The 24,762-nt window shown below is 71.3% G+C and carries 27 protein-coding genes; 9 read left to right on the top strand and 18 right to left on the bottom strand.

Annotation, left to right across the window (positions count from 1 at the left end):
* Positions 1 to 22: 22 nt before the first annotated feature.
* Together ABRP24_RS03160 and ABRP24_RS03165 are read right to left on the bottom strand one after the other, a co-directional pair.
* Entirely contained in the window at positions 23 to 694 is a 672-nt protein-coding gene (locus ABRP24_RS03160; RefSeq protein ID WP_349847609.1) for an SDR family NAD(P)-dependent oxidoreductase, read from the bottom strand.
* Entirely contained in the window at positions 691 to 1,089 is a 399-nt protein-coding gene (locus ABRP24_RS03165; protein WP_349847608.1) for a cupin domain-containing protein, read from the bottom strand. The genes ABRP24_RS03160 and ABRP24_RS03165 overlap by 4 nt, the downstream gene beginning before the upstream one ends.
* A gap of 110 nt (positions 1,090 to 1,199) precedes the next feature.
* On the opposite strand from ABRP24_RS03165, the gene ABRP24_RS03170 reads away from it, so the two are divergent.
* Positions 1,200 to 2,354: a PQQ-dependent sugar dehydrogenase gene (locus ABRP24_RS03170; RefSeq protein WP_349847607.1), complete on the top strand. Its 1,155-nt coding sequence runs from the start codon at positions 1,200 to 1,202 to the stop codon at positions 2,352 to 2,354.
* A 55-nt stretch (positions 2,355 to 2,409) separates the two neighbouring features.
* Positions 2,410 to 3,288, top strand: a complete 879-nt coding sequence (locus ABRP24_RS03175; protein ID WP_027466864.1) for a helix-turn-helix transcriptional regulator — start codon at positions 2,410 to 2,412, stop codon at positions 3,286 to 3,288.
* Positions 3,289 to 3,428: 140 nt separating this feature from the next.
* On the opposite strand, the gene ABRP24_RS03180 is transcribed toward ABRP24_RS03175, so the two are convergent.
* Positions 3,429 to 4,313 carry an aldo/keto reductase gene (locus ABRP24_RS03180; protein WP_349847606.1) on the bottom strand — a complete coding sequence of 295 codons (885 nt, stop codon included), beginning with the start codon at positions 4,311 to 4,313 and terminating at the stop codon, positions 3,429 to 3,431.
* Positions 4,314 to 4,399: 86 nt separating this feature from the next.
* Here ABRP24_RS03180 and ABRP24_RS03185 point away from each other — a divergent pair, with 86 nt between their 5' ends.
* From ABRP24_RS03185 to ABRP24_RS03200, 4 genes are read left to right on the top strand one after another with little or no spacing between them, the layout of a single operon-like run.
* Entirely contained in the window at positions 4,400 to 5,332 is a 933-nt protein-coding gene (locus ABRP24_RS03185; protein ID WP_349847605.1) for a helix-turn-helix transcriptional regulator, read from the top strand.
* The gene (locus ABRP24_RS03190) at positions 5,329 to 5,532 is read left to right on the top strand and encodes a hypothetical protein (protein ID WP_027466866.1); all 204 of its coding nucleotides are present in this window, start codon (positions 5,329 to 5,331) and stop codon (positions 5,530 to 5,532) included. Before ABRP24_RS03185 ends, ABRP24_RS03190 begins: the two co-directional genes overlap by 4 nt.
* A gap of 60 nt (positions 5,533 to 5,592) precedes the next feature.
* Positions 5,593 to 6,291 carry a carboxymuconolactone decarboxylase family protein gene (locus ABRP24_RS03195; RefSeq protein ID WP_035809292.1) on the top strand — a complete coding sequence of 233 codons (699 nt, stop codon included), beginning with the start codon at positions 5,593 to 5,595 and terminating at the stop codon, positions 6,289 to 6,291.
* Positions 6,288 to 7,481 carry an MFS transporter gene (locus ABRP24_RS03200; protein WP_035809295.1) on the top strand — a complete coding sequence of 398 codons (1,194 nt, stop codon included), beginning with the start codon at positions 6,288 to 6,290 and terminating at the stop codon, positions 7,479 to 7,481. Before ABRP24_RS03195 ends, ABRP24_RS03200 begins: the two co-directional genes overlap by 4 nt.
* 1 nt (position 7,482) lies before the next feature.
* Here the strand turns inward: ABRP24_RS03200 and ABRP24_RS03205 are convergent, their stop codons facing one another.
* From ABRP24_RS03205 to ABRP24_RS03220, 4 genes are all read right to left on the bottom strand, one after another.
* Positions 7,483 to 7,815: a sigma factor-like helix-turn-helix DNA-binding protein gene (locus tag ABRP24_RS03205; protein ID WP_197019658.1), complete on the bottom strand. Its 333-nt coding sequence runs from the start codon at positions 7,813 to 7,815 to the stop codon at positions 7,483 to 7,485.
* Positions 7,815 to 8,048 (bottom strand): hypothetical protein, encoded by a 234-nt coding sequence (locus tag ABRP24_RS03210; RefSeq protein ID WP_301628830.1) that lies wholly within the window; start codon positions 8,046 to 8,048, stop codon positions 7,815 to 7,817. The genes ABRP24_RS03205 and ABRP24_RS03210 overlap by 1 nt, the downstream gene beginning before the upstream one ends.
* A gap of 229 nt (positions 8,049 to 8,277) precedes the next feature.
* The gene (locus ABRP24_RS03215) at positions 8,278 to 9,249 is read right to left on the bottom strand and encodes an NAD(P)-dependent oxidoreductase (RefSeq protein ID WP_027466870.1); all 972 of its coding nucleotides are present in this window, start codon (positions 9,247 to 9,249) and stop codon (positions 8,278 to 8,280) included.
* A gap of 170 nt (positions 9,250 to 9,419) precedes the next feature.
* On the bottom strand, positions 9,420 to 9,905 hold the full coding sequence (locus tag ABRP24_RS03220) for a DUF4126 family protein (RefSeq protein WP_051597019.1): 486 nt from the start codon (positions 9,903 to 9,905) through the stop codon (positions 9,420 to 9,422).
* A gap of 129 nt (positions 9,906 to 10,034) precedes the next feature.
* On the opposite strand from ABRP24_RS03220, the gene ABRP24_RS03225 reads away from it, so the two are divergent.
* The gene (locus ABRP24_RS03225; protein WP_027466872.1) at positions 10,035 to 10,685 is read left to right on the top strand and encodes an NAD(P)H-binding protein; all 651 of its coding nucleotides are present in this window, start codon (positions 10,035 to 10,037) and stop codon (positions 10,683 to 10,685) included.
* A gap of 84 nt (positions 10,686 to 10,769) precedes the next feature.
* Here ABRP24_RS03225 and ABRP24_RS03230 read toward each other — a convergent pair whose 3' ends face one another.
* Positions 10,770 to 11,471 (bottom strand): SDR family oxidoreductase, encoded by a 702-nt coding sequence (locus ABRP24_RS03230; RefSeq protein WP_027466873.1) that lies wholly within the window; start codon positions 11,469 to 11,471, stop codon positions 10,770 to 10,772.
* A 95-nt stretch (positions 11,472 to 11,566) separates the two neighbouring features.
* Here ABRP24_RS03230 and ABRP24_RS03235 point away from each other — a divergent pair, with 95 nt between their 5' ends.
* The gene (locus ABRP24_RS03235; protein WP_027466874.1) at positions 11,567 to 11,962 is read left to right on the top strand and encodes a MerR family transcriptional regulator; all 396 of its coding nucleotides are present in this window, start codon (positions 11,567 to 11,569) and stop codon (positions 11,960 to 11,962) included.
* A 93-nt stretch (positions 11,963 to 12,055) separates the two neighbouring features.
* On the opposite strand, the gene ABRP24_RS03240 is transcribed toward ABRP24_RS03235, so the two are convergent.
* The 10 genes from ABRP24_RS03240 to ABRP24_RS03285 form a co-directional block, all read right to left on the bottom strand.
* Positions 12,056 to 13,738: a CBM35 domain-containing protein gene (locus tag ABRP24_RS03240; RefSeq protein ID WP_081827423.1), complete on the bottom strand. Its 1,683-nt coding sequence runs from the start codon at positions 13,736 to 13,738 to the stop codon at positions 12,056 to 12,058.
* Between the two features lie 86 nt (positions 13,739 to 13,824).
* A complete protein-coding gene (locus ABRP24_RS03245) occupies positions 13,825 to 15,102 on the bottom strand; it encodes a family 1 glycosylhydrolase (protein WP_110865361.1) in 1,278 nt (425 codons plus the stop codon).
* Between the two features lie 53 nt (positions 15,103 to 15,155).
* Positions 15,156 to 16,028, bottom strand: coding sequence for a carbohydrate ABC transporter permease (locus ABRP24_RS03250; RefSeq protein WP_071404106.1), 873 nt, complete (start codon positions 16,026 to 16,028; stop codon positions 15,156 to 15,158).
* Positions 16,025 to 16,978 carry a carbohydrate ABC transporter permease gene (locus tag ABRP24_RS03255; RefSeq protein ID WP_035809298.1) on the bottom strand — a complete coding sequence of 318 codons (954 nt, stop codon included), beginning with the start codon at positions 16,976 to 16,978 and terminating at the stop codon, positions 16,025 to 16,027. Before ABRP24_RS03255 ends, ABRP24_RS03250 begins: the two co-directional genes overlap by 4 nt.
* 25 nt (positions 16,979 to 17,003) lie before the next feature.
* Entirely contained in the window at positions 17,004 to 18,269 is a 1,266-nt protein-coding gene (locus tag ABRP24_RS03260) for an ABC transporter substrate-binding protein (RefSeq protein ID WP_176709594.1), read from the bottom strand.
* A gap of 134 nt (positions 18,270 to 18,403) precedes the next feature.
* Complete coding sequence (locus ABRP24_RS03265) at positions 18,404 to 19,414, bottom strand: LacI family DNA-binding transcriptional regulator (RefSeq protein WP_111056473.1); 1,011 nt, start codon at positions 19,412 to 19,414, stop codon at positions 18,404 to 18,406.
* Between the two features lie 165 nt (positions 19,415 to 19,579).
* Positions 19,580 to 20,224 (bottom strand): response regulator transcription factor, encoded by a 645-nt coding sequence (locus ABRP24_RS03270; RefSeq protein ID WP_071248572.1) that lies wholly within the window; start codon positions 20,222 to 20,224, stop codon positions 19,580 to 19,582.
* The gene (locus tag ABRP24_RS03275; RefSeq protein WP_071248575.1) at positions 20,221 to 21,564 is read right to left on the bottom strand and encodes a sensor domain-containing protein; all 1,344 of its coding nucleotides are present in this window, start codon (positions 21,562 to 21,564) and stop codon (positions 20,221 to 20,223) included. Before ABRP24_RS03275 ends, ABRP24_RS03270 begins: the two co-directional genes overlap by 4 nt.
* 129 nt (positions 21,565 to 21,693) lie before the next feature.
* Positions 21,694 to 22,386 carry a DUF6766 family protein gene (locus ABRP24_RS03280; RefSeq protein WP_301628842.1) on the bottom strand — a complete coding sequence of 231 codons (693 nt, stop codon included), beginning with the start codon at positions 22,384 to 22,386 and terminating at the stop codon, positions 21,694 to 21,696.
* A 96-nt stretch (positions 22,387 to 22,482) separates the two neighbouring features.
* Complete coding sequence (locus ABRP24_RS03285) at positions 22,483 to 23,205, bottom strand: SDR family NAD(P)-dependent oxidoreductase (protein WP_349847604.1); 723 nt, start codon at positions 23,203 to 23,205, stop codon at positions 22,483 to 22,485.
* A 138-nt stretch (positions 23,206 to 23,343) separates the two neighbouring features.
* Between ABRP24_RS03285 and ABRP24_RS03290 the strand changes: the two genes are divergently transcribed.
* Positions 23,344 to 24,762, top strand: a complete 1,419-nt coding sequence (locus ABRP24_RS03290) for a hypothetical protein (protein WP_301628844.1) — start codon at positions 23,344 to 23,346, stop codon at positions 24,760 to 24,762.

The following is a 24,762-nucleotide window of genomic DNA, read 5'->3' on the forward strand; positions in this document are numbered from 1 at the left end:
CACGAAGCGGCGAGCGCCGCGCTCACGCGAGCTCGGGCAGCGCCTCCGCGTAGGTGCGGAAGTCGCCGCGCTCCGTGTGGATCGCCCACAGGCGGTCGGCGATGGACTCCCCGGAGTGCTCGGGCTGCCCGTCGTCGATGCCGAACGGGATGATGAGCTGGCCGACGTGGACGTCCTCGTCGCGGACGGCGTCGTGCAGCAGCTGCGCGTAGGCGCTCTCGGCCGCGAAGGCGACGGAGGTGCCGGTGACGCGGGCGCCCGGTCGGACCGCGCTGCCGCCGTTGACGAACAGGATCGTGCCGTGGCCGATCGCGCGCATGCCGGGCAGCACCTGGCGGACGGCGTTGACCGAGCCGTAGACCGAGAACTCGATCGGGCCGACCAGGTCGTCCGCCGTGGTCTCGAACACCGGGCGCATGTACTCCTTGGCGGGGAGCGGGCTGTACTGCAGGACCTCGATGGGGCCGAGCCGCTCGGTGGCGCGCTCGAGTGCGGTGCGCAGGGAGTCCCCGTCACGGACGTTGGCGGCGAACCCGGCGGCGGTGTGGCCGCGCTCACGCAGTTCGGCGGCGAGGCCGTCCAGCCGGTCCTGGTTGCGGGAGATCAGGGCGACGGCGAAGCCCTCACGGGCGAAGCGCTCGGCGACGGCGAGGCCGAGGCCCTTGCCGGCCCCGACGATGGCGATGGTGGTCATGCGGTGTACTCCTCGTCGCTCACGTGCTCGAGCCAGGTGGTGGTCGTCGCCGGGTCGTCGGCGGCCTCGAGCATCGCGAGGTGTTCCATGGAGTCGGTGGGGGTCGCGCCGTGCCAGTGTTCCTCGCCGGCGGGCGTGTAGACGGTCTGTCCAGCCTGCACCTCGATGACGCGGCCGTCCCGGGTGCCCATTAGCGCGACGCCCTCGGTGACGTGCAGGGTCTGGCCCTTGGCGTGCGAGTGCCACGCGGTGCGGGCGCCGGGCAGGAACCGGACCTTGGCGACGGTCATCGTCTGACCGGGCTCCTTCGGCGAGGCGATGGCGTCGAGGTACACGTCGCCGGTGAACTGCTCGGGCGGGTTCTTGACGGTCGGCTGCTTCGGTTCGATCTGCATGCCGACGACGGTAGGCCGCCGTGCGCACCGTCGGGAGGTGCCGTCAGACCCCCTCAGGGGTTTCCCGAACGCAGCGTGTGTGATCGACCCACGACCCCGGGAGGATCATCGTGGACACACCCGCCGGAACGCCCCGCAGCCGCCGCCTCTGGTCGGTGGCCGGCCTCGCCGCCGTCGCCGCACTGGCCCTCACCGCCTGCACGAGCGGCGACGGAGCAGAGCGGGACGGCTCCGACCGGGGCGGTCCGTCGGCGCGCGCGACCGCGCCCGCCGACCTGTCGGCCGGTCAGGTGGCGCTCGACGGTGACACCACCAACGTGGTCACCGGCCTGGAGGCCCCCTGGTCGGTGGTCCTGACGGGTGACGACGGCGACGCGCTGGTCAGCGAGCGTGACTCGGCCCGGGTGCTCGAGCTGCGGTCCGACGGCACCACCCGCCAGGTCGGCACCGTCGACGGTGTCAGCCACGGCGGCGAGGGCGGACTGCTCGGGCTCGCGCTGCACGACGACGACCTGTTCGTGTACTCCACGGCCGACGACGGCAACCGGATCCAGCGGTACGAGCTGACCGGTGACACCGGGTCGTGGGGGCTCGGGGACGCGACGACGATCATCGACGGCCTGCCGAAGAACACGTTCCACGACGGCGGCCGGATCGCGTTCGGGCCCGACGACATGCTCTACGCCAGCGTCGGGGACGCCGGTGCGAGCACGGACGCGCAGGACGAGGACTCGCTCGCGGGCAAGATCCTGCGGCTCACCCCGGACGGCGACGTCCCCGCCGACAACCCGATCGACGGGTCGCCGGTGTGGAGCCTCGGGCACCGCAACGTGCAGGGCATGGGGTGGTCGTCGGACGGCACGATGTTCGCGTCGGAGTTCGGTGAGAACACCCACGACGAGCTCAACGTGATCGAACCCGGGTCGAACTACGGCTGGCCCGAGGTCGAGGGCACCGGTGGCGAGGACCAGGGCTTCGTCGACCCCGTGCAGCAGTGGTCCACCGACGAGGCGTCCCCCAGTGGCCTCGCCGTCGTCGACGACACGGTGTTCGTCGCGAACCTGCGGGGCGAGGTGCTCCGGTCGGTCCCGGCCGATGACCCCGGCACCGCGACGGAGTACTTCGCGGGTGACTTCGGGCGCATCCGCACGGTGCTCGAGGGCCCGTCGGACACCCTCTGGTTCGTCACGAACAACACCGACGGCCGCGGGACGCCGTCGAGCGGGGACGACCGGATCGTCTCCGTCCCGTTCACGCGCACGTGAAAGGGGTTCCCGCAGCCCCTCGCTCGCGCCGGACGGGGCGAAGTACCGTGACGGCATGAACCACCGCGACGAAGCGCGCGACTTCCTCTCCAGCCGTCGCGCCCGCATCACCCCCGAGCAGGCCGGCGTCGAGACCTTCGGCACGCGGCGTCGCGTCACCGGGCTGCGTCGCGAAGAGGTCGCACGCCTGGCCGGCGTCAGTATCGATTACTACACGCGGCTCGAGCGCGGCAACCTGCAGGGAGTCTCGGACAGCGTGCTCGACGCCATCGGCCGGGCCCTGCAGCTCGACCCCGCCGAGCAGGAGCACCTGCGCGACCTGTCGCAGCACCAGAACGAGACACCGCGGCGCGCCGGTCGTGTCGTGCCCGTCGCTGCCGTCCGACCCGAGCTGCAGTACCTGCTCGACGTGGTCACGGACGCCCCGGCGATGATCATCAACAACCGGCAGGACATCGTCGCCGCGAACGCGCTCGGCTTCGCGATGCACTCGGACCTGGTCGCGGCACCGGCGCGGCCGATGAACTTCTCGCGCTTCATCTTCCTCGACCCGCAGGCGCGGAACTTCTACCAGGACTGGCAGCGGGCCGCGCACACGAACGTCGCGATCCTGCGCCGCGAAGCGGGCCGGACGCCGAACGACAAGGACCTCGCCGCGCTGATCGGCGAGCTGTCGATGCGGAGCGACGACTTCCGCGGCCTCTGGGCAGCGCACGACGTCCGCCGCCACTACGCCGGCGTGAAGTCGTTCCGGCACAGCGTCGTGGGGCCGCTCGAACTCCACTTCCAGACGCTCGAACTCGCCGAGGACCCGGGGCTCGCGCTCACGATCTACCCGGCGACACCGGGCAGCCCGACGGCCGACGCCCTGCGGGTGCTGGCCTCGTGGGCGGCGACCGAGGGCATCGCGGAACGGGCGCGCCAGCTCGCCTGAGGCGGTGGTGGCGACCACCCCACTGACGGGCGCGGCCCGCTCAGCGGTGACGCGCCAGCGTCATGCGGGCCGCGCCGACCGAGCCTGCGAGGGAGGACGGCGCGGGCGGGCACCGCGCCTCCCGTCCGCTCGTGGTCGCGTCAGATCTCCGGGATCACCCGGTCGAACCGGCTCGTGTCCGTCCCGTCCGGGTCCGGGCCGTTGCGACGGCCGGTGTCCAGGGCGTCGAGCCGCGCGAGCTCGTCGTCCGTCAGCGCGAAGTCGAAGACGTCGAAGTTCTCGGCGATGCGACCGGGGTTCGTCGACTTCGGGATCGCGTTCCGCCCCTGCTGCACGTGCCAGCGGAGCATCACCTGCGCCGGCGTCCTGCCGTGCGCCTCGGCGATCGACCCGATCGTCGGGTCGTCCATCACGCTGACCCGCTCGTCGCCCCAGCCCGGGTAGAACGTGATGCCGCCGATGGGGGACCACGCCTGGTCGAGGATGCCGTGCTCGGCGTCGGCCCGCTGGACGTCCGGCTGGGTGAAGTACGGGTGCAGCTCGACCTGGTTGAGCGCCGGGATGACGTCGGACTGGTCGAGCAGGGAGCGCAGGTGGTGCGGCATGAAGTTGCTCACACCGATCGCGCGGACCCGGCCGTCGGCGTACAGGCGCTCGAGGGCCCGGTACGCCTGCACGGTCTGCTCGAAGCGGTCCGGCGCGGGCTGGTGCAGGATCAGCACGTCGATCGTGTCGAAGCCGAGCTTGCCGGTCGCCTTGTCGAAGGCGTGCAGGGTCTCGTCGAAGCCGTAGTCCGAGACCCAGATCTTGGTCTCCACCACGATCTCGTCGCGGTCGACGCCCGAGGCGCGGATGCCCTCGCCGACCTCGCGCTCGTTGCCGTACGCGGCGGCGGTGTCGATGTGGCGGTACCCGGTCTCCAGGGCCGTGTGGACAGCGTCCACGGTCTCCTCCGGGGCGCTCTGGAACACGCCGAAACCGATGGCTGGGATCTCGAGTCCGTTGTTCAGGGTGACTGTCTCCATACCGACGACGCTATGACCGCCGACCCCCTGCTGACGGGTACCAGCAACCCCTGCTTGCGGCACCCGGCCGGCCGTACCGTGGACGCATGGACACCAGAAGCGAAGTGCGTGACTTCCTCCGCACACGCCGCGAGCGGGTCACGCCGCAGCAGGTCGGTCTGCCCGACTTCGGTGGGGTCCGCCGCGTCAAGGGACTGCGGCGCGAAGAGCTCGCACTGGTCGCGGGGATGAGCGTCGACTACTACGTCCGCCTCGAGCGCGGGAACCTGACCGGGGTCTCCGAGAGCGTCCTCGAGTCGCTGTCCCGTGCGCTGCGTCTCGACGATGCCGAGCACGCGCACCTGTTCGACCTGGCCCGTCTGCAGAACGCTTCGGGTGCCTCACGCCGGACGATCCCGACGTCGAAGGTCCGGCCGAACGTGCAGCGGGTGCTCGACTCGATCAGCGCCCCCGCCTGGGTCCGCAACGGCCGGTTCGACTTCCTCGCCGGCAACGCACTCGCCCGCGCGGTGTACTCGCCGCTGTTCCTCTCGCCCGCCGGCACCCCGAACACCGCGCGCTTCGCGTTCCTCGACCCGCGCGGCCAGCAGTTCTGGCGCGACTGGGACGCGGTCGCCGGCGACGTGGTCGCCGCCCTGCGCGCCGAGGCCGCCCGCTCGCCGTACGACAAGGGACTGACCGACCTGATCGGGGAACTCTCCACCCGCAGTGACGAGTTCCGGCGGCGCTGGGCCGCACACGACGTGATGCGGCACCGGAGCGGTGTCAAGCGCGTGCACCACCCGGACGTGGGCGATCTCGACATGAGCTACGAGACGATGGAGCTCGTCACGGACTCGGGGCTGACCATGGTCGTGTACGGCACGGAACCCGGGTCGGCGTCCGAGGAACGGCTGCAGCTGCTGGCGAACCTCGCGGCGACGAGCGCGACCGGTGCGGCCGGTGCGACCGGTGCGACCGGTGCGGCGGCTGCGTCGGCTGCCACTTCCACTTCCACTGCGGCGGCGGAGGACGCGTGAACGAGACCGAGTCCGTCGAGACCGTCATCACGGCTCCGTCGACCGGGTTCGTCAGCCGACTGCGGTTCCGGCTGCGCGCCGAGCAGGAGATCCACGAGCTCACCCGTGACCGCGAGCTCGAGGAACGGGTTCGAGCCGAGGCAGCCGTGCGGCTCGCGCCCGGGCCGTGGCACCTGGGGGAGCTGTTCCGTCGGCGGTGACGGCTGAGGGGGGAGGACAGCACCTGTCACGGCCCCGCGGTCGGCCCTAGCGTCGAGGACATGATCTTCGCCGACACCGACCCCGAGTTCGCCCGGTACCACGCCGACTTCGTGGACGAGACCCTGCGGAACGCCTCACTCAGCGAGCACGACCGTGTGGTCGTCCAGCTCGGTGCGACGATCACGGCCGGGGCACCGACGGCGTTCCGCGACCTGCTGGAGGCGGCGCTCGACGGCCCGCTCTCGCCCACCGAAGCGAAGGAGATCGTCTACCAGGCGGTGGCATACGTCGGCTCCGCACGCGTCGGTGACTTCCTGTCGATCACCAACGCCGTGCTCGACGCCCGCGGGGTCGCTCTGCCGTTGCCCGGGCAGTCGACGACGACCCCGGCGGACCGGCTCGAGCGCGGCCGAGCGGTGCAGGGTTCCGTCGTCGGTGCGGCCCGCGTCGACGCCATGTACGAGAACGCCCCCGCGGACGCCGTGCACTTCCAGCGGTTCCTGTCCGGCAACTGCTTCGGGGACACCGTCGGCCGGGACGGTCTGTCGCTGCCCACCCGTGAACTCCTGACCTTCGCGCTGCTCGCGGCGCTCGGCGGGGCCGACGCGCAGGTGCAGGGGCACGTGGCCGGCAACCTGAACGTCGGGAACACCCGCCAGCAGATGCTGGACGTCCTGACCGTGCTCGTCCCGCTCATCGGCTACCCGCGCACGTTGAACGCCCTGGCCGCCGTGAACGAGGGAGCACCCGCAGCATGAGCACGGACCACTCGATGTCGAGGGGCCGGACCCTGCTCTTCGCCGTCGCCGGGGGAGCAGCGGTCGGCAACCTGTACTGGTCGCAGCCGCTGCTCGACGACATCGCATCGTCGCTCGGCACCTCGGCGTCGCTCGCCGGGCTGCTCGTCACGCTGACCCAGGTCGGCTACGCCCTCGGCATCCTGCTCGTGGTGCCGCTCGGGGACGTCCTCGACCGCCGACGCCTCATCCCCTGGGTGCTCGTCGCCTCCGCCGTCGCGCTGCTGCTCGCCGCGATCGCACCGACCTTCGCGACGCTCCTGGTCGCCCTGGCGCTGGTCGGGCTGACGACGGTCGCGGGGCAGCTCCTCATCCCGCTGGCCGGGGACCTCGCCGACCCCGCGCAGCGCGGACGCGTCGTCGGCACGATCGCGTCCGGGGTGCTCACCGGCATCCTCGTGTCGCGGACGATCAGCGGCCTGGTCGCGGACGCGTTCGGGTGGCGCGCGATCTACGTCCTCGCCGCCGTCGTCGCGGTCGTCCTCGCCGTGTTGCTGCGGCGGGCCATCCCGGAGCTCGACGCCCGCGGCAAGGTGGCGTACCCGCAGCTCATCCTGTCGGTGTTCCGTGCCGTCCGGACCCACCGGACCGTCCAGGTCACGCTGGTGATCAGCTCGTCGGTGTTCGCCGTGTTCACGATGTTCTGGACCGCCCTGACGTTCCTGCTGAGCAGCGACCCCTACGACTTCTCCACCAGCAGCATCGGGTTGGTCGGCTTGGTGGGGCTCGCGGGTGCCGTGGCGGCGCAGCGGGTCGGGCGACTGCACGACCGGGGGTTGTCGGTACCCGTCACCGGCGGAGCGATCGTGCTCCTGCTCGTCTCCCTGGTCGTCGCCGGGATCGGTGCGCACTCGATCGTCGTGGTGCTGCTCGCCGTGCTGCTGCTCGACGTCGCCGTGCAGGCCGCGAACGTGCTCAACCAGACTCGGCTCTTCTCCGTCGACCCGGCCGCGCGGAGCCGGCTCAACACGGCGTTCGTCACCTCGAACTTCATCGGCGGCGCGATCGGTTCGGCCCTGGCGTCGGTGCTGTGGAACGCCGGGGGCTGGACGGCGGTCACGATCGGCGCCGCGGTGCTGGCGGGGTTCGCCGCGACGGTCTGGGTCGTGCACCGGAACCGCGGGCTCGTGGTCGAGCCGGAGCGGGCCTGAGTCAGATCGTCAACTCGACGTCACGGCCGTTGACCGTGACGATGATGCGTGGGTTCTCGGCACCGGTCGCGGTGATGTAGTTCCGGAGAGTGGAGAGCAACATGTCCTCGCGCCGTTCCATCTGCGACACCGCCCCCTGACTGATACCGAGCTCGTGTGCGATCTCGGCTTGCGTGCGCTTCCCCGCTTCACGCACCATCGCCAGGCTCATCGCGTGGACTCGGTCCAGGTCGTCGGCCTCGGTCTCGAGCGCGGCAACAGCGTCCGCGATGTCCGGCTGCCTCAGGAGACGCTCGACGCGGTCGTTCCCGCGGACGAAATCCTTCTTGCCCATCATCGTTCCTTCGTTTCGTCGAGCCAGCGGTCGATCAGTCGGTCGGCTCGGGTACCCACAGTGTCGTAGAAGACGTCGCCCATCGATGCCTTGTCGCCCGAGAACAGCGCCACCACGACCCGGTCCTGAGTGGGCGGGAACCAGCAGATGACGCGCAGGGCGACACCGGGAACGTAGGGATGCGAGACACGCCACACGAGGTGCTTCCGTGACTGGCGGACCCGCTTGATCATCGCCGTGTCCTGGACCGGTGCCTCCTCGAGATCTCGGAGTCGCTTCAGCATGAACGTCAGGAGCTGCAGGCGCTTCCGTCCACGCGGGCTCGTGTCGGCCTCGAGACGATCGAGCTGGTCGTTGAACTCGCGCGGCCAGTCGATCTCCAGGCGCTGACATTACCCACAACTCATAATAGCTGCAACTAATAACATCCGCAGGGGTTCCGCAGGGCCCGGACCCCGGGGCTCAGCGGACCAGGGGGTTCGTGACCTCGAGCTCGCCGTGGTCGACGAGCCAGCGCACGGCGTCCAGCACGGTCTCCTCGGCGGTGAACGCCGGAGCGTAGCCGAGCAGACGACTCACCTTCTCGGTGCTGAAGACCTGGCTGCGGGACAGGTGCTCCCAGCTGGCGTCAGCGTGTTCCGGAGCCGTGGTCTCGCGGAACCGGTCCCAGGTGACGGAGTCGAGCCGGGCCTCCTGGCCGAACCACGACGCTGCCAGGTGGGCGTACCCGCGCACGGTGAGCGCCGTCGGAGCCGTGACGAAGAAGTCCTCGCCCGCCGCCGCATCGCGGTGCTCGACCGCGAGCTGGAACGCCTGCGCGACATCGTCGGCGTGCACGTGGGCCATCGTCTCGGCGCCGAGACCGGGGACCTCGAGCGGTTCGCCGGCGGACAGCTTCGTCAGCACCGAGGTGTCGAGGTTGCCGAGCGGACCGATCGGCGTCCAGCCCGGACCGCTGATGTGACCGGGGTGCAGCGACGTCGTGACCAAACCGCCTGATGCGGTTTCTTCCTTGAGCATCCGGGCGATGGCGTCCTTCTGGACGCCGTAGTCGCCGAACGGCGGGGTGGCGTCCTGCTCGGTGATCGGCAGCACGTGCGAGACACCGGCGCGCCAGATCGAACCGCAGTGCACCAGGTGCGTGCCGGTGCCGCGGAGCGCGTCGACCAGCGCTGCGGCCGAGGACTCGGTGAAGCAGACGAGGTCGACGACGGCGTCGGCACCGAGCGCGGCGATGCGGCTGCCGAAGGTGCCGTCACGGTCCTCCTGCTCGCGGTCGGCGGTGATCCGCTCGACCTGCTGCCACTCCGGGGCGTCGGCGTACGGGGTGCTCGTGCCGCGCGTGACGGCGACGACGCGGTGCCCCGAGCGGACGAGACGGGGGACGAGGAACGAGCCGATGTGGCCGGTGGCTCCGATGACGACGATGTGCATGAGGGCCACCGTAGGCCGAGGCGTGCGGATCGTGAGCAGGAACGGTCGGGTGCGGCGGTGCGACCCGACCGTTCCTGCTCACGAAGCGCGCCCGCGGCGAGCAAGCGAAGCGCGCCCGCTGCGCGCCCGCGGCGAGCAAGCGAAGCGCGCCCGCAGCGCGCCCCCGGCGCTCAGTCGGCGGTGATGACCTTCACGGAGCCGGCGATGGTGGCGGCGTCCTCGGCGAGCGCGACGACGGGGTCGGGCAGGCCGGCGCCCCCGAGGGCCTTGCGCACACCCCAGCCGACGAAGCTGCCGACGAGGGCACCGACGCCACCGAGGATCGCGCCCTCGATCCGCAGGTCACGCTTGCCCGTGGTGCCGAGTGCGGCGCCGGCGAGGGCACCGGACGCGACACGTCCGAGCAGCGCCGAGGGGGCGATGCGGTTCGGGGTCTTCGGCAGCTTGTCGCCGATGAGCTCACCGACGGCGGAGGCGACGAGCAGCCCACGGCCGACCGGGGTGCTGAAGACCTTCCACTGCTGCCACGAACCCTTCAGCGAGGACCGGTCGTGGTTCAGTGCGAGGACGGCGAGCGGGGTGGCGCTCCGGCCGCCGCTCATGATGCCGAGGACCAGGGTGCGGACCAGGGTGTGCTGCTCGTGCTGCTTGCTCATCGTGACTCCTGTCGTGTTGCCCCCGACGGTACGCACGGTGACCTCGGGTGTTCCGAGCATCGCGGGCGATCGCCGGGCGGACGTCCGGCGTTCCCCGGGTACGGAGCCTCCCCGAGTAGCGTCCGGCGCATGAGCAACGTCATCGTCCTCGGCGGCCACGGCAAGGTCGCCCTCCTCGCCACCCGCATCCTGTCCGAGCGCGGACACACGGTCACCTCCGTCATCCGGAACGCCGACCAGTCCGACGAGATCCGGGCGCACGGCGGCGAACCGCACGTCGCGGACATCCAGCAGCAGTCCCTGAACGACTTCGCCGAACTGGTCCGCGGGCACGACGCCGTGGTGTGGTCGGCCGGTGCCGGTGGCGGTTCCGTCGACCGGACCTGGGCCATCGACCGCGACGCTGCGGTGCTGTCGATCCAGGGGGCGAAGCAGGCCGGCGTCGACCGCTACGTGATGGTGTCGTGGTCCGGCTCGCAGCTCGACCACGGGATCCCGCAGGACCAGGACTTCTTCGCGTACGCGCAGTCGAAGATGATCGCCGACGCGGTGCTCCGCGACTCGGGGCTGCAGTGGACGATCGTCGCCCCGAGCACCCTGACCGACGACGAGCCGACCGGCTCCGTCGACTGGGACGGCTCGTCCACCCAGGTGCCGCGCGGTGACGTGGCGCACGTGGTCGCCGACGTGGTCGAGAACCCCGGCACGGCCGGCAACACCTTCCGGTTCAACACGGGGTCGACCCCGGTGGCGGAGTTCCTGCGCGCCGACGCGGTCTGACCAGGACCGGCAGACCACTGACGGACGGGGTCGCGACGGTCCTCCCGCCGCGACCCCGAGCTGTCCGTCGCGTCGCCGCGGCGCTCAGGCCATCTGCGCGTAGAAGCGCTCCGGTGCATCGGCGAGCGACGCCTTCACCATCCGGCTCCAGTCGTCGACCAGCACCTCGGCCGCGCCGCGCTCCACACCGTCGAGTGCCGCACGGGCCACGTCCGTCGGGTCCGTCTTCGGGCCGTCGTAGTCGCCCATCATGTCGGTGTCGGCCGCACCGAGGTGGAGTCCCTGCACGCTGATGTCCCGGTCGGCGAGCTCCAGGCGGACGGCGTTCGTCATGTTCCACTCGGCCGCCTTCGCCGCGGCGTAGCCACCGGCGCCGGGCGCCGCGAACCAGGACAGTGCCGACAGCACGTTGACGATCGCGCCGCCGCCGTTCCGCTCGATCACCGGCGCGAAGGCACGGATCATCGACAGGCTGCCCCAGAAGTGCGTGTCCATGGCCTTCCGGACGATGGTCAGGTCGTCGGTCACCAGGGAGCCCTGCGTCGAGATGCCGGCGTTGTTCACGAGCAGCGTCACGTCGCCCGCGGCTGCGACCACCGCGTCGACCGAGGCCTGGTCGGTGATGTCGAGGGGCAGCGCGACGACGCCCTCGACGTCGACGAGTTCGGGGCGGCGTGCGGTCGCGTAGACCTTCGACGCCCCGCGCTCCAGCAGCTCCAGGGCGAAGCGGCGTCCGATGCCGCGGTTCGAGCCGGTGACGAGTGCGACCGATCCAGCGATGTCCATGGTGTCTCCTCCTGCCGCGCGGGTGTCTCCCGCGGCGGCTCGGCTACGCTAAGACCTCACATCCATGTCAGGGGCAAGCCCGGATCGGAGCACACATGCGCATCGGCGACCTCGCGGCCGAGACCGGCGTCAGCGTCCGCTCGCTGCGGTACTACGAGGAGCAGGGACTGCTCACCGCGTCGCGCACCGCGAGCGGGCAGCGGATCTACACGGACGCAGCCGTCGAGCGGGTCCAGCTCGTGCAGCAGCTGTTCGCCGCCGGGCTCGCGAGCCGCACGATCGTGCAGCTGCTGCCCTGCGTCGACCGTGGGGAGTCGACGCCGGAGTCGTTCGCGCTGCTCATCGCGGAGCGGGACCGGATCACCGCGCAGCTGGCCGAGCTCGAGGCGGTCCGGGGGCGGCTCGACCAGGTCATCGCGATCACCGAGCACCCCACCGCCGAGCACTGCCCGGCGCTGCGTGACCGGCCTGCGGAGCCGGTCGCGGCCTGAGACGCGACACCGGGACGGACGGGAGGCCCGTGGCGGGTCCGCCACGGGCCTCCAGTCCGCCTCCCGGTCCCGACCAGGGCCGCAGGTGCGGCGTCAGGGTTGGAACACCTGGATCTGGTCCAGCTCCGCGAACCCGGTCCCCTTGGTGAAGGTGAGCGTGTTCGCGCCGGCCTTCAGGGTGACCGTCTTCTGCGCCCATCCGAACCGGCCCCAGTTGACGGTCGGCGCGTAGCTGACCGAACCGGCCGAGGTCCCGTTGACCGCGAGTGCGTGCGTGCTCGTCGCACCCGTGCCGTTGTCGTACCGGACGTTCACCGTGTACGTCCCCGCGGTCGCGGCCTGCACCGTGAACTGCACGGAACTCGTCGCGTTGTTGATGTTCCCGACCTTCGCGCCACCGACGGCGTCGGCCTGGGTGACGGTGCTCGTGTCGTTCCGGACCGCGGACTCGGCCTCGTACCGCTGCGCGTTGATCGGGATCGACCCGACCCGCACGTCGTTGTACGTGGTGGTGAGGTTCTCGACGTTCGTCGCCTGGTACAGCGTCTTGCCGTCGGCGCTTGAGTCGAAGCCCTGGGCGAAGCCGCTGAACGTCCCGCCCTCGGCGTCCCGCGCGTCGTACGTCACCGCGTACGGGAGCTGCTCCCACGAACCCGTGCCCTGGTTGCGGTTCACGACGAAGTTCTGGCCACCGTCGATGTTGCCCGCGCTGTCGAGGGACCACTTGGACGAGACGACGATCATGCCGTTGGCGTTGCCCGCGGTCGGCACCCAGCGCACCTCGGGCGACGACCCGACGCCACGGCCGTCCGGCAGCGCGATCTTGGTGCCGATGCTCGTCTCGGGGCTCCAGTTCAGGCCGTCCGGTGAGGTCTTGAAGTACACCGGTGCCGTGTTGTTCGTCTGGCTCGGCCGGTTGACGACCTCGAAGGTCGCCACGTAGTTGCCGTTCGGGATCCGCGTCACCGTGATCATGCCCGGACGGTCGCTCTTGTTGGTCGGTGCGGACACGTTGACCAGGCCGCCCCAGGTCAGGCCGCCGTCCGTCGAGCGCCGGTAGCTGACGGCCTGCAGGACGTTGTTCGCCTTCTGCCGCTCGTCCGAGAAGTAGGTGACCAGCCCGCCGTTCGCATCGACGGCGACGGACGGCTCCCACACCGTCGAGGTCGTCGAGGTCGGACTCGGGTCGTAGGTGGCCGGACCGCCGGTGTCGACGGTGCTCACGAAGGACCAGGTCAGCCCGTGGTCGAGGCTCTTGTACATGACCAGTCGGCTGCTCGAACGGTCGGTGGGCATGATCATGCCGCTCAGCAGCAGCGTGCCGGCCGGCATCGTGCCGAGCTGGATCGGCGTCTCGTACAGCGAGGGCTGCGCGGTGCGGGTGAGCGTCGGGAACTGCGTGCTCGGCTTGACCGTGGCGACGCGGCTCCACGAGGTGCCGTTGTCCGTGCTCCGGTAGATCGGGTAGACCTGCACGCCGTTCTCGAGCACGAGCTGGTCGAAGGTGACGAACTGCTGGCCGTTGGCCGATCCGCTGTTCTTCAGGACGATGTTCTTCGCGTAGGTGGTACCGGCAGCGCGGCCGCCCTCGGGGTTGAACGAGGAACCCGCTGCCGGCGAGTACACGAGGGCTCCGTTGCCGGTCGTGACCGCCTGGGCGGGGAGGGGGCCGGCGAAGCCGGCGACGAGGGCTGCCGCGGCGGCGGCAGCGGTGACGACGAGCGCGAGCGTTCGGCGTCGACGAGGCGCCGGAGCGGCGCCGAGGCGGAGGGACATGGTGCTCCGTTCGGTTGGTGGTGCAGTGGTGGTGCGCGGAGGCGGACTGGAGGCGCGGGACCGACCCGACCCGCGCCTCCAGACCGTCACGGGGTCGCGGACAGGGCCGCTGCCACGGCCCGTTCCTGTCGCGTGTGCGCGGCGAACGCGTCGGCGACCGGGTTGCGACGACGGTCGAGGCCGCCGGCGCCGTCCTCGACGAGGTCGAAGAGGCCCATCGTGAGCAGGTGCTCCTGGCGAGGCGCGTCCGTGTGCCGCCAGGTCCACTCGTACATGTCGAACAGCGGCCACCAGGTGTAGCCGACGACCGGCACCCCCTCGTCGCGGAGCTCCCGCACGGCCGTGACCGACGCGTCCAGCCAGCCGATGCGCTCCTCGACCGAACCGGTGACGCACGTCTCCGTGAGCATGACCGGGGCACCGTAGCGCTCGGCGTAGGTGGTGAGCACGTCGCGGAGCCCCTCGACGCCGGTGTCCTCGTAGGGCCGCGGGTCGGCGAACCCGCCGCCGTGGTGCACCCCCGCCTCGAACACCTCGGTGGAGTGCAGCGGGTAGTAGTTGACGCCCATCACGTCGGGCCGGACCGCGTGCTGCCGGAACCAGTCGAGATCGGCGTCGGTCACGCCCCCCGACCGGAGCCGTCCGACCAGGGGGTGCGCGTCGTCGACGCCCCCGGTGACCAGGTCCTCGACCAGGAACGTCTGGGCGCGCAGGCGGGCGACCGTGTCGCGGTGTTCCGGGGCGTCGACGTCGCCGACGTACCGGATGCCGGCGTCCACGTGCACGAAGGTGGCGGCGTCGCCGAGTTCGCGGGTGATCGCGTGCTGCGTCGAGACGAACCCCTTGGCCAGGGCGGACGCGATCCGGGCCGACCCCTCGGCGCCGGTCAGGTACGGGGGCCAGTACCCGTACTCACCCGAGAACAGGGCGTGGATGACGGGCTCGTTGACGGGCGTGTAGTCGGTGGCGACGTCGCCGTACCGCGCCGCGAACCGGGCGGCGTACTCGGTGACGTGCGCCGGGTAGTCGGGGTGGGCGAACTGCCCGTCGAGCCAGAGCGGTGTGCCGTAGTGCAGCAGGTCGACCACGGGCCGCAGGCCGGTCTCGCGGAACCGCGCCATGACGCCGTCGACCCACGACCAGTCCCAGACGCCGGGCTCGGGGGCGACGCGGTACCAGGGGACGCCCCAGCGCAGGAGCTCGGCGCCGACGTCGACCGCCAGCCCGAGGTCGGCGGCGTACTGCCGGTAGTGGTCGGTGAGCTCGTACTCGTCGATGGGCCGTTCACCCGGTCGGGCCTGCGGGACGAAGGTGTCCTCGATGCCCAGGGCGAAGTGCAGCCTGCCGTCGTCGGACCAGTGCATGGTGTCTCGTTTCGTGGTGGGCACGGCCGCTCCGGGCTCGTGCGGTGTCGTCGTCACTTGAGCCCGGTGCTGGCGACGCTCTCGATGAAGCGGCGTTGCACGAGCAGGAACATGACGGCGAGGGGCAGCACGGCGATCAGGGCACCGGCCATCATCACGCCCTGCGGGATGATCCCGCCGGGCCCGGTCAGCAGGGTGAGGCCGGACGTGATGGTCCCCATGTCCTGGTCGGTGGTGAACACCAGCGGCCAGAGCAGGTCGTTCCAGTTGTTGACGAAGGTGAAGATGCCGAGGGTGAGCAGGGCGGGGACGGCGTTCGGCAGGACGACGCTCCGGAAGATCCGCCACTCCGATGCCCCGTCGATCCGCGCCGCGTTGTCCAGGTCGCGGGGGAGCGACACGAAGAACTGCCGCAGGAAGAAGATCCCGAAGGCGTCGGCCGCCCGAGGAGCAATGAGCCCCGCGAACGTGTTCACCCACCCGAGGTCGGACACCAGTTGGTAGATCGGGATGAGCGTCGCCTGGAACGGGATCATCAGGCTGGCGACGATCACGATGAGCAGCACCTTGCTGCCCCGGAAGTCGAGCCGTGCCAGGGCGTAGGCGGCGAGCGCGTCGAACGCCAGCGCGAACACCGTCACACCGCCGGCGAAGGCGAAGCTGTTCAGGATGAGCCGCCCGAACGGCAGCTGCGTGAAGATCGCCCGGAAGTTGTCGAGCGTCCAGGTGTGCGGGAACAGCGTCGGCGGATAGGCGTTGACCTCGCTCGCCGGCTTGAACGCGGTGAACACGATCACGAGCACGGGGAGCAGGACCGCCAGGGTCACGACGGCCACGGCTGCGAAGCCGAGCCAGCGCATCGACGGCTGTCGACGGGCCACGGTGCTGCGTCGGACGACGGTCGCGGGACGGGGGAGTGCGGTCATGATGCGGTGTCCTCTCCGCGCTTCCCGAAGAACAGGAACTGCACGAGGCTGAGCAGCAGGGTCGCGATGAGGAGCACGTACGCCAGGGCGCTCGCGAACCCGAGGTCGAGGTCCTTGAAGCCGGACTGGTAGATCTGCATGACGATCGTCTCGGTCGACCGGTACGGACCACCGCCGGTCAGGACGTAGATCTGGTCGAACGCCTGCAGCGCGGCGATGAGGGCGACGATCACGACGAACGCCATCGTGTTGCTCAGCATCGGGAAGGTGACGTTCGCGAACCGCTGGCGGCCGTTCGCCCCGTCGAGCTGTGCTGCCTCGTACAGGCTGGTGGGGATCTCCTGCAGCCCGGCCAGGAAGATCACCATGTAGAAGCCGAAGTTCTTCCACACGGCCACGAGCACCACGGTGGGCATCGCGAGCGTCGGGTCCTGCAGCACGTTGCCGAGCCGGATGCCGACGAGCTGCAGCCAGTGGTTCAGCAGGCCGATCTGCGGGTCGAGCAGGTACGACCACGCGAACGCGGCGACGGCCAGGGACACGATGAACGGCAGGAACAACGCCGACCGGAAGAACCCGCGGAACGGCAGGGCCGGGTGGTTCAGCACGAGGGCGAGCACCAGGGCGACGACGATCGCGACGGGGGTGAAGAGCACCGAGTAGAGCGCGGTGTTGCCGATGGACCGCAGGACGTCGGGGTCGGTGAAGACCCGGACGTAGTTCGCGAACCCGATGAACGACGGGTCGCCGAACCCGCTGGCGTCGGTGAACGACAGCCGGAGCGCCGAGAGCATCGGCCAGAGCACGAACGCCCCGAGGATGACGATCGCGGGTGCGAGGAACCCGACGATGGTGGCGCGGCGGCGGAACGTGCCGTTCAGGGGCGATCGTCCGCCGAGCTGGCCCGGTGGTCGGTACCGACGGCGTCGGCCGAGTTGCTGCGTGGTCACGAGGGTCCTCCGAGGGCCGCTGCTGCTACTTCAGGGCCGACTGCACGTCGGCGTCGGCGGTGGCGAGGAGCGATCCGGGGTCCCCGCCCGCCATCGCCTTCTGGGTCGCGGTGTCCACGGCGGTGAGCACGTCAGCGCTGTCGACCACGCCGGGCAGGAGCGGGATCGTGGTGCCCGGCAGCCCGGTGAGCGTCGCGACGGTCGGGTTCTCGTCGACGTCCGCGGCGGTGACGTCGGTGCGGAGCGGCGGCCAGCCGGACCCGAGGGCCCACTTCGTCGCGACGGACTGCTTGTTGAAGTAGCGCAGGAACCGCTCGGCCGCGGCCTGCTTCGCGTCGTCGGTCTGGGCCGTGACACCGAGCGAGATGCCGATGGCCGAGGCCACCTGCGCTTCGGGGCCCGCCGGGATCGCGGCGATGCCGTAGTCGATGTCCGAGGCCTCGGCGACGCCGGCCATCCAGGGGCCGCCGATCTCCATGGCGGTCTTTCCGGCCGTGAAGAGCTTGTCCGCGGCGATGCCGTCGACACCGGTCGGCGAGATCTTGTCGTCGCGCACCGCCTTCGCCCAGTACTCGAGCGTCTCGGCGTTCGCGGCGGAGTCGATGGTGGACTTCGTGCCCGCCTCGTTCGTGATCGATCCGCCGTTGCCGGCGAACAGGCTCGGCCAGATGCCGTTGCCGACGGTCTGGTGGTCCGGCAGCACGAGCCCGTACTGCTCGGGGGTGCCGTCGCCGTTCTCGTCCTTCGTGAGCTTCTTCGCGTCGGCGACCCACTCGTCCCAGGTGGTCGGGAAGGAGTCGATGCCGGCCGCTGCGAACAGCTTCTTGTTGTAGATCACGGAGAGCGGGACGAACCCGCTCGGCACCCCGTACTCCTTGCCGTCGACCCGCTCCATCGCGACGGCCTGTTCCTTCAGGTCCCCGGTGTTGTTGGCGTCGTCGGCGTAGAAGTCGCTGAGGTCGACCAGCGCCTTCTTCTGCGCGTAGACCGGCAGCCGGTCGGAGGTCATCGCGACGAGGTCCGGGCCCTTCTTCGCGGACAGGGCGGGGAGCATCGTGTCGTCGATCACGGCCCAGGTCTTCGTCTGGGTCGTGATGGTGACCTTGTCCTGCGAGGCGTTGAAGTCCTTGACGATGCCGTCCAGGACCTTGCCGTCGGCCTCGGTGTAGCCGTGCCAGAACGTCAGGTCGACGTGGCCGCCGTCACCCGACGACCCGGGGGAGCCGGCGCACCCGGCGAGGGAGAGCGACGCCGCTGCTGCGAGCGCGACGACCGCGATGTGCTTCTTCATCGAAAACCTGCCATCCGTCCGGCACGTCGGTGTGCGGACCTCGTCCATGCCGGATTTACACCGGTGTAAATGTGGACAGTAGCCGGTGCTCGACCACCCGGTCAAGGGGTCGGGGAGCACCCGAGGTCACCGGGTCAGGCAGAGACCGAGCGCAACGGTCCGGACGACGCCCGGACGACGAGTGCGTGCGGCGAGCGCAGCACCCCCGGTGTCGCCGGGGCGCCCTCCTCGAGCTGGGCGACGAGCACCCCGACAGCCGTCGCCGCGACGCGGTCCAGGTCGGCCGACACCGTGGTCAGCGCCGGGGTCGAGTACGCCGACTCCTCGATGTCGTCGAACCCGACGACCGCGACGTCGTCCGGCACGGTCCGGCCAGCGAGCTGCAGGGCACTCATCGCCCCGAGCGCCAGCGCGTCGTTGCAGCAGACGATCCCGTCGACCGGCACGCCGGCGTCGAGGAGTTGCCGTGCAGCCGCCGCCCCCTCGGCCCGGTGCCACAGCGCGGTCGGCACCACCCGCTCGGGTGCGAACGGCACGCCGTGGTCGTCGAGCGCCTCGCGGTAGCCCCGCAGTCGCTCCTGGGCCGTGCGCACGGGGCCCGACGGGTCGGAGCCGATGAACGCGATCGACCGCCGACCGGCGTCGAGCAGGTGCGCGGTCGCGTCCCGCAGCGCGTCCGCGTTCGACATGGCGATGAACGGCACGGGGGCGTCCGGGATCGGCTCACCGAGCACGACCAGGGGGAACTTCACCTCGAGCGCGGCGGCGTCGCTCGGACGGACCGTCAGGGGGCTGTAGATGATGCCGTCGATGGAGTGCTCGCGCATCCGCGTGATCGCGTCCGCCTCGCGCACGCCGCTCGCGGTCTGCTCGATGAGCACCGTGTAGCCCACGGCTCCGGCAGCGCGGATGACGGCGTCGGCGAGTTCGGCGAAGTACGCCTGCCGCAGTTCCGGCACCGCGAGCCCGAGCACCTTGGAGCGTCCGGCGCGGAAGTTCCGGGCCGAGACGTTGAGCTCGTAGCCGAGCTCGTCGACGGCAGCCATCACACGGTCGCGGGTGCGGACGGAGACGTGTTCGTAGCCGGACAGCACGTTCGAGACGGTCTTCTTCGAGACACCCGCCACGGCGGCGACGTCGCTCATCGTGGGCGGAGAGCGGTGCCCCTGCGCCATCGGGCGCCCCCTCTCACGTGCGGACTGCGTTCCGCAGGAACCTACCGCACCAGCGTGGTGCGGACCGGACGGGAGGCCCGCGGCGGGCTGGCCGCGGGCCTCCCGTCCGGTCCGTCGGCCCGTCCAGGGCCCCGCTCAGTCCGCCAGGAACCGCAGGACCGCGAGGACCCGCCGGTTCTCGTTCGGCGTCGCCTCGAGCCCGAGCTTGGTGAAGACCGCGGTGACGTGCTTCTCGACGGTCCCGCCGGACAGGAACAGCGTGTCCGCGATCGCGGCGTTCGACCGACCCTCGGCCATCAGGCGCAGCACGTCGGTCTCGCGGGCGGTGAGCGAGTCGAGCGGACCGCTCGTGGCACGCGGCGCCTGGACCAGTGCGGCAGCCACCTCGGGGTCGAGCACGACGTTGCCCGCGGCGACCTGGTGCAGTGAGTCGATGAAGGTGCCGACCTCGGCGACCTGGTCCTTCAGCAGGTACCCGACCCCGACGGTGGCGACGTCGAGCAGCGCCCGAGCCCACTGCGCCTCGGCGTACTGCGAGAACAGGAGCACCCCGACGTCGGGCCGGACGTCCTTCACCCGCATGGCCGCACGGACGCCCTCGTCGGTGTGCGTCGGCGGCATCCGGATGTCCATCACCACGACGTCGACCGCGCCGTGCGCGACCGCGGCCACCGCGGCGTCGCCGTCCGACACCGGCACGACCTCGTGCCCGCGACCACGCAACAGGGACGTCAGCCCCTCGCGCACGATCGTGTTGTCGTCGGCGACGACGATCCTCACCGTTCGGCTCCGCTCGGCATGCGCATCCGGATGCGGGTCGGGCCGCCGGCGGGGCTGTCCACCTGCAGGTCCCCGTCCACGGCGCGCAGCCGTTCGAGCACCCCGGCCAGGCCGGTGCCGTGACCGTCGGGGGTGCCGAGCGCGACGTGTGCCCCGCCGTGGCCGTCGTCCTCCACCTCGACGAGCAGGTCGGTGCCGAGCATGCCGACCCGGACGGCGGTGGCCGAGGCTCCGGCGTGCTTCGACACGTTCGTCAGCAGCTCGAGCACCCCGAAGTACGCGATCCCCTCGACGACGCGGGACGGCCGGACGGGCAGGTCCACCGACAGCGCGACGGGGAACGGGGTCCGGGAGCACGCCGAGGTCAGCGCGGCCTCGAGCCCCTCGTCGAGGACGGGCGGGTGGATGCCGCGAGCCAGGGCGCGGAGCTCGACCAGCGCCTCTTTCGTCGACGCGTGTGCCCGGTCGACCAGCGCGGTGACCGCGTCCGGGTCGGCGCCGGTCTGCAGGCGGTCGCGGGCGTCGCCCAGGGTCATCGCCAGGCCGACGAGCCGGGCCTGGGTACCGTCGTGCAGCTCCCGCTCGATGCGGCGCAGGGTGGTGTCGGCGTCGAGCACGGCGGCGTCGCGCGAGGCCGTGACCTGGCGGAGCCGCAGGTCACGGGCGGTGGCACCGAGCAGGGCGCGGATGACCACACGCTGCAGTGCAGCGAGCCCGTGGTTCACCGCGGGCCAGAGGAACAGCACGATGAGCAGGCCGAGCACCGCGAACGCGACCTGCAGCGGCGGGGTGTCGACGTACACGCCGAGGAACTGCGCACCGCTGTGGAGCTCGCCGTCCGCGCCCCGCTGCGCCGGCAGGAAGTGCCCCCACGCCGCGTGGGTCATCGCGCCCAGACCGCTCACGAGCACAGCGGTCGAGACGGCGAACGTGGTGGTGGTCAGCACGAACCCCGCGAGCAGGTACGCGAACGCCCGCCAGGTGGGGCCGTCCGACAGCCGGGCGAACGCGGTGCCGAGCGGCGTCGAACCTGCACGGGGCGGTGCCGGGGCGACGACGACCTGCCCGAGCAGCGCGGCGGACATCCGGCGGGTGACCGCGGCGAACCAGTGCGACCCACCGAGCAGGAACGCGGCGACGACCAGGCCGACCCAGGTCAGCGACACCGGGATGCCGACGGCCAGCACCACGACGAACCAGGCCAGCGCGGCGATCGCGATCGGCAGGTGCGCGGCGTGGAACGCGAAGGCCCGCCAGGTGCTGCCGTCGGCGACGGCTCGGAACGGTCGGAACCGGGGGACGGTGGTGGGTGCGCCCGGGGTGGCGACGGCGGTGTACATGCGGACCTCTTCGTGTCGGTGACGAGCTTATTGCCCGACACCAGCCTCGCCGCGGGGGTCCGCCCGCACACCGGTGCTGCCCCCCGTGGTCGGTGGGGAAACCCCGCGATCGTCGTCAGCCGGGTCCGCTCAGGCGCCGGTCTGCTCCGTCGGCGCGGCCACGGGCTTCGACTGGCTCGACCCTCGTTGCCGCAGGGACACGGTGGCGATCACCATCACCGAGATGACCAGGAACTCCGACTGCCAGTTCTGCATCGACTCGAACCAGAACTGGCTCGTGCCCAGGTAGCCCCACGCCGTGACGACATCGCCGCCGTGTTCGAGCTGCTCCTCGTTGTAGGCCGCCGCACCACCGATCAGGTGCCCCACGACACTGCCGAGGAACAGCACCGCGAACAGGATCAGCAGGGAGTTCTCGTACAGCACGAGCACGATCCCGCCCCGGCGCACCGGCCACGGGGCCTTCGGGTCGTCGGCGTGCTCCCGGGGGTCCTCGTCCTGCGGGCTCTGTTGATCCAGGGGCTCGGACTCGCTCGACCCCTTCTGGAACAGGAACACCGTGAACACGATGTACGCGCCCATCTGCAGGAATTCGCTCTCCCAGTTCTCGAAGGTGGCCTCGGCGAAGTCGCCGCTCGTCAGGAAGCCCCAGAGCGACACGGCCGCCTCACCGTGCTGGAGTGCGTCCGCCGCGGACACCCGCCACCCGGCGAACACCATGCCGACGAAGCACACGACGAAGACGGCGACGTTCGCGAGGAGCAGGCCGTGCCGTCGCACACGCTGCCACCCACTCGTTCCGTTGTGCAGGCCGAGGGTCACCGGGTCCTCCGTTCTTCGCGTCGAGCCCATCCTGGTCCGGACGCCACGAACGCCTTCGCAGGAGCACCCGACCGGTCGCGCCGGTCCGTCAGCGACTCAGAGCGTGACGCCGGTGGCCGTCGCCAGCGCGTCGAGCAGTTCGGTGCGGAACCGCTGGTCGGCGACCGCCGGGTGCGGCTCCTGCCGCTCCCCGTGGAACCAGTAACCACCCGTCACGGTTTGGTCCGGGTCGGTCGCGAGCGTCTCCTGCGTGCGGTGTCCGAGTTCGAAGTCGTCCGGAGCGCCGGCCCCGCCCATCTTGGTCGCCACCCAGCCCGGGTCGACGGCGTTGCTCAGCACGCCCGGGCGTCGGAGCGGCACCTCGGCGGCGAGCGCCGTCACGAACAGCTTCGTGTCGGAGTACGAGTTCGTCTCCGAAGCGCCGGTCCAGTCGACGGTGTCCAGGCGCGGACGGCCGCCCCGGTGCATCCCGCTGCTCAGGTACACGTGCCGCCCCGGCGAGCGGAGCAACGCGGTGAACAGGTACGGCGCCACGACGTTCACGGGCACCAGGGAACGGCCGGAGATCACGCCGGCGTTGTGCACGAAGGCGTCGAGCGGGGTGCCGGCGTCGAGCTCCCGGGCGGTGGCGATCACGGCGTCGCGGTCCGCCAGGTCGGCGACGACGAGTTCGGCGCCGCGCTCCACCAGGTCGGCGACCGCCTCGGCGCGGGCCCGGTTGCGCGCGTGGACGACGACGTCGTGTCCGCTGCGGAGCAGCGAGTCGGCGGTTCCCCGCCCGAGGCCGTCGGTGGATCCGGTGACGAGGATGCGTGCCATCCGCCCATCATGCGCCCGACGGCTGCGGCGGGTCCGGCAGGTGGACCGGGAACGAGCGGACGGGAGGCGCGGTGCGGGCCCGCCACGGGCCTCCCGGCTGTTCACGGGCCGGCCACAGGGCCGCGGTACGGTCGCTGCATGAGCAGCTTCCTCGAGCCCATCGACGCCGTCGGCGTCGGTGACGCGACGATCGTGCCGGACGCCACGCGACCGGTCGCGGCGGTCGTCACGGGCGACGACGTGCGGTGGGTGACGTGGCCGGACGCCCCGTTGCCGGACGGTGCGGTCGACGAGGTCGGGGTCCTCGCGACCGACGGGGGCGCCTGGGTCGTCTACGGATCGCTCGAGGAAGTGGGCGACGACCTCGACGAGATGTCCCGGACCGCCGTGCACGTCACGCCGACCGGGGTGACGTGCACGGTCGACCTCGGTGATCGACGCGTGCTCGGGGCGGACGTCGAGGGGCTGTGGATCGGCGACCCGCGTGACGCGTCGATGTGGATGGGTGAGGACGAGGACGAGGACTCCGAGGACGAGGGCCTCGAGGGTCCGGAGGACGACGACGGGGACTCGGACGACCCGCTCGACGGCGTCGACCCGAAGACCCTGCCGTGGGCGCCGTCGGAGCCGTTCTGGCCGTCGCCGGAGGAGTGGGCCGCGACGCTGGCGGCCGGCGAGGAGCCGGAGGACGACGACCCCGAGCTGCTGGACGACGACGACGCGGACGATGACGGCCCCCGCTACTCCTGGGGTGCCGGATCCGACGCCGACGACGACGAGGACGACTTCCCTCGTCGGTCGGGAGCACCGGCCGTTCCCGCGCCACCCCTGCCGACCCCGCCGACCGACCTCGTGCTCGTGCGGACCGACGGCAGCCGGACGACGATCGCCGTCGACCACCTGGTCGAGGACGTCCGCCGTACCGGCTCGGTCCTCACCATCCGGTACGCACCGACCGGTCCGCGACTGGAGCCCGACGCGTCCGTGTTCCGGAACGTCGTCTACGTCTCCCGCGAGGTCGACCTCGACGTGACCGGTGGCCTGCCCGCCACCGTGACCACGGGGGACCTGCCGTCCCGCCCCGCGATCGACGAGGACGAGACGTCGTGGGAGGACGAGCAGGACCGACAGGAAACGGCCCTCGCACCGTGGACGGAGCGGTTCGACGTGACCGACGTCGAGGGCGCGCGCTGGCCGCTGCACGACCTGGACGCTGCCGCACGGGAGCGCGCGGTCGCGGACCTCGTGGGCGTGTTCGAGGCACTCGACCAGCCCGACATCCGGTGGACCCGCGACCACCCCGAGCCCCGCCGGTCGGCGAGTGCCTACCGGGCCGTCGAGGTCACCGTCGAGGGGGAGTGGCCCGCGACCGAGGTCGTGGTGTCGTTCGAGCACAGCGCCGTGCCGTACCTGCGGCTCCGTCGGCGCTACCGGGTGTTCGACGATGCCGGGCACGTGCAGGACCGGCCGTACGTCGGCGTGCACCTGGACGAGGACATCGACAGCGGGCACATCGCCGACCGAGCGGACGCGGTGGACGGGGTGCTCGACATCTGA

The sequence above is a fragment of the Curtobacterium sp. WHRI 8282 genome (genome assembly GCF_040223925.2).
Taxonomy (GTDB): Bacteria; Actinomycetota; Actinomycetes; order Actinomycetales; family Microbacteriaceae; genus Curtobacterium; species Curtobacterium flaccumfaciens.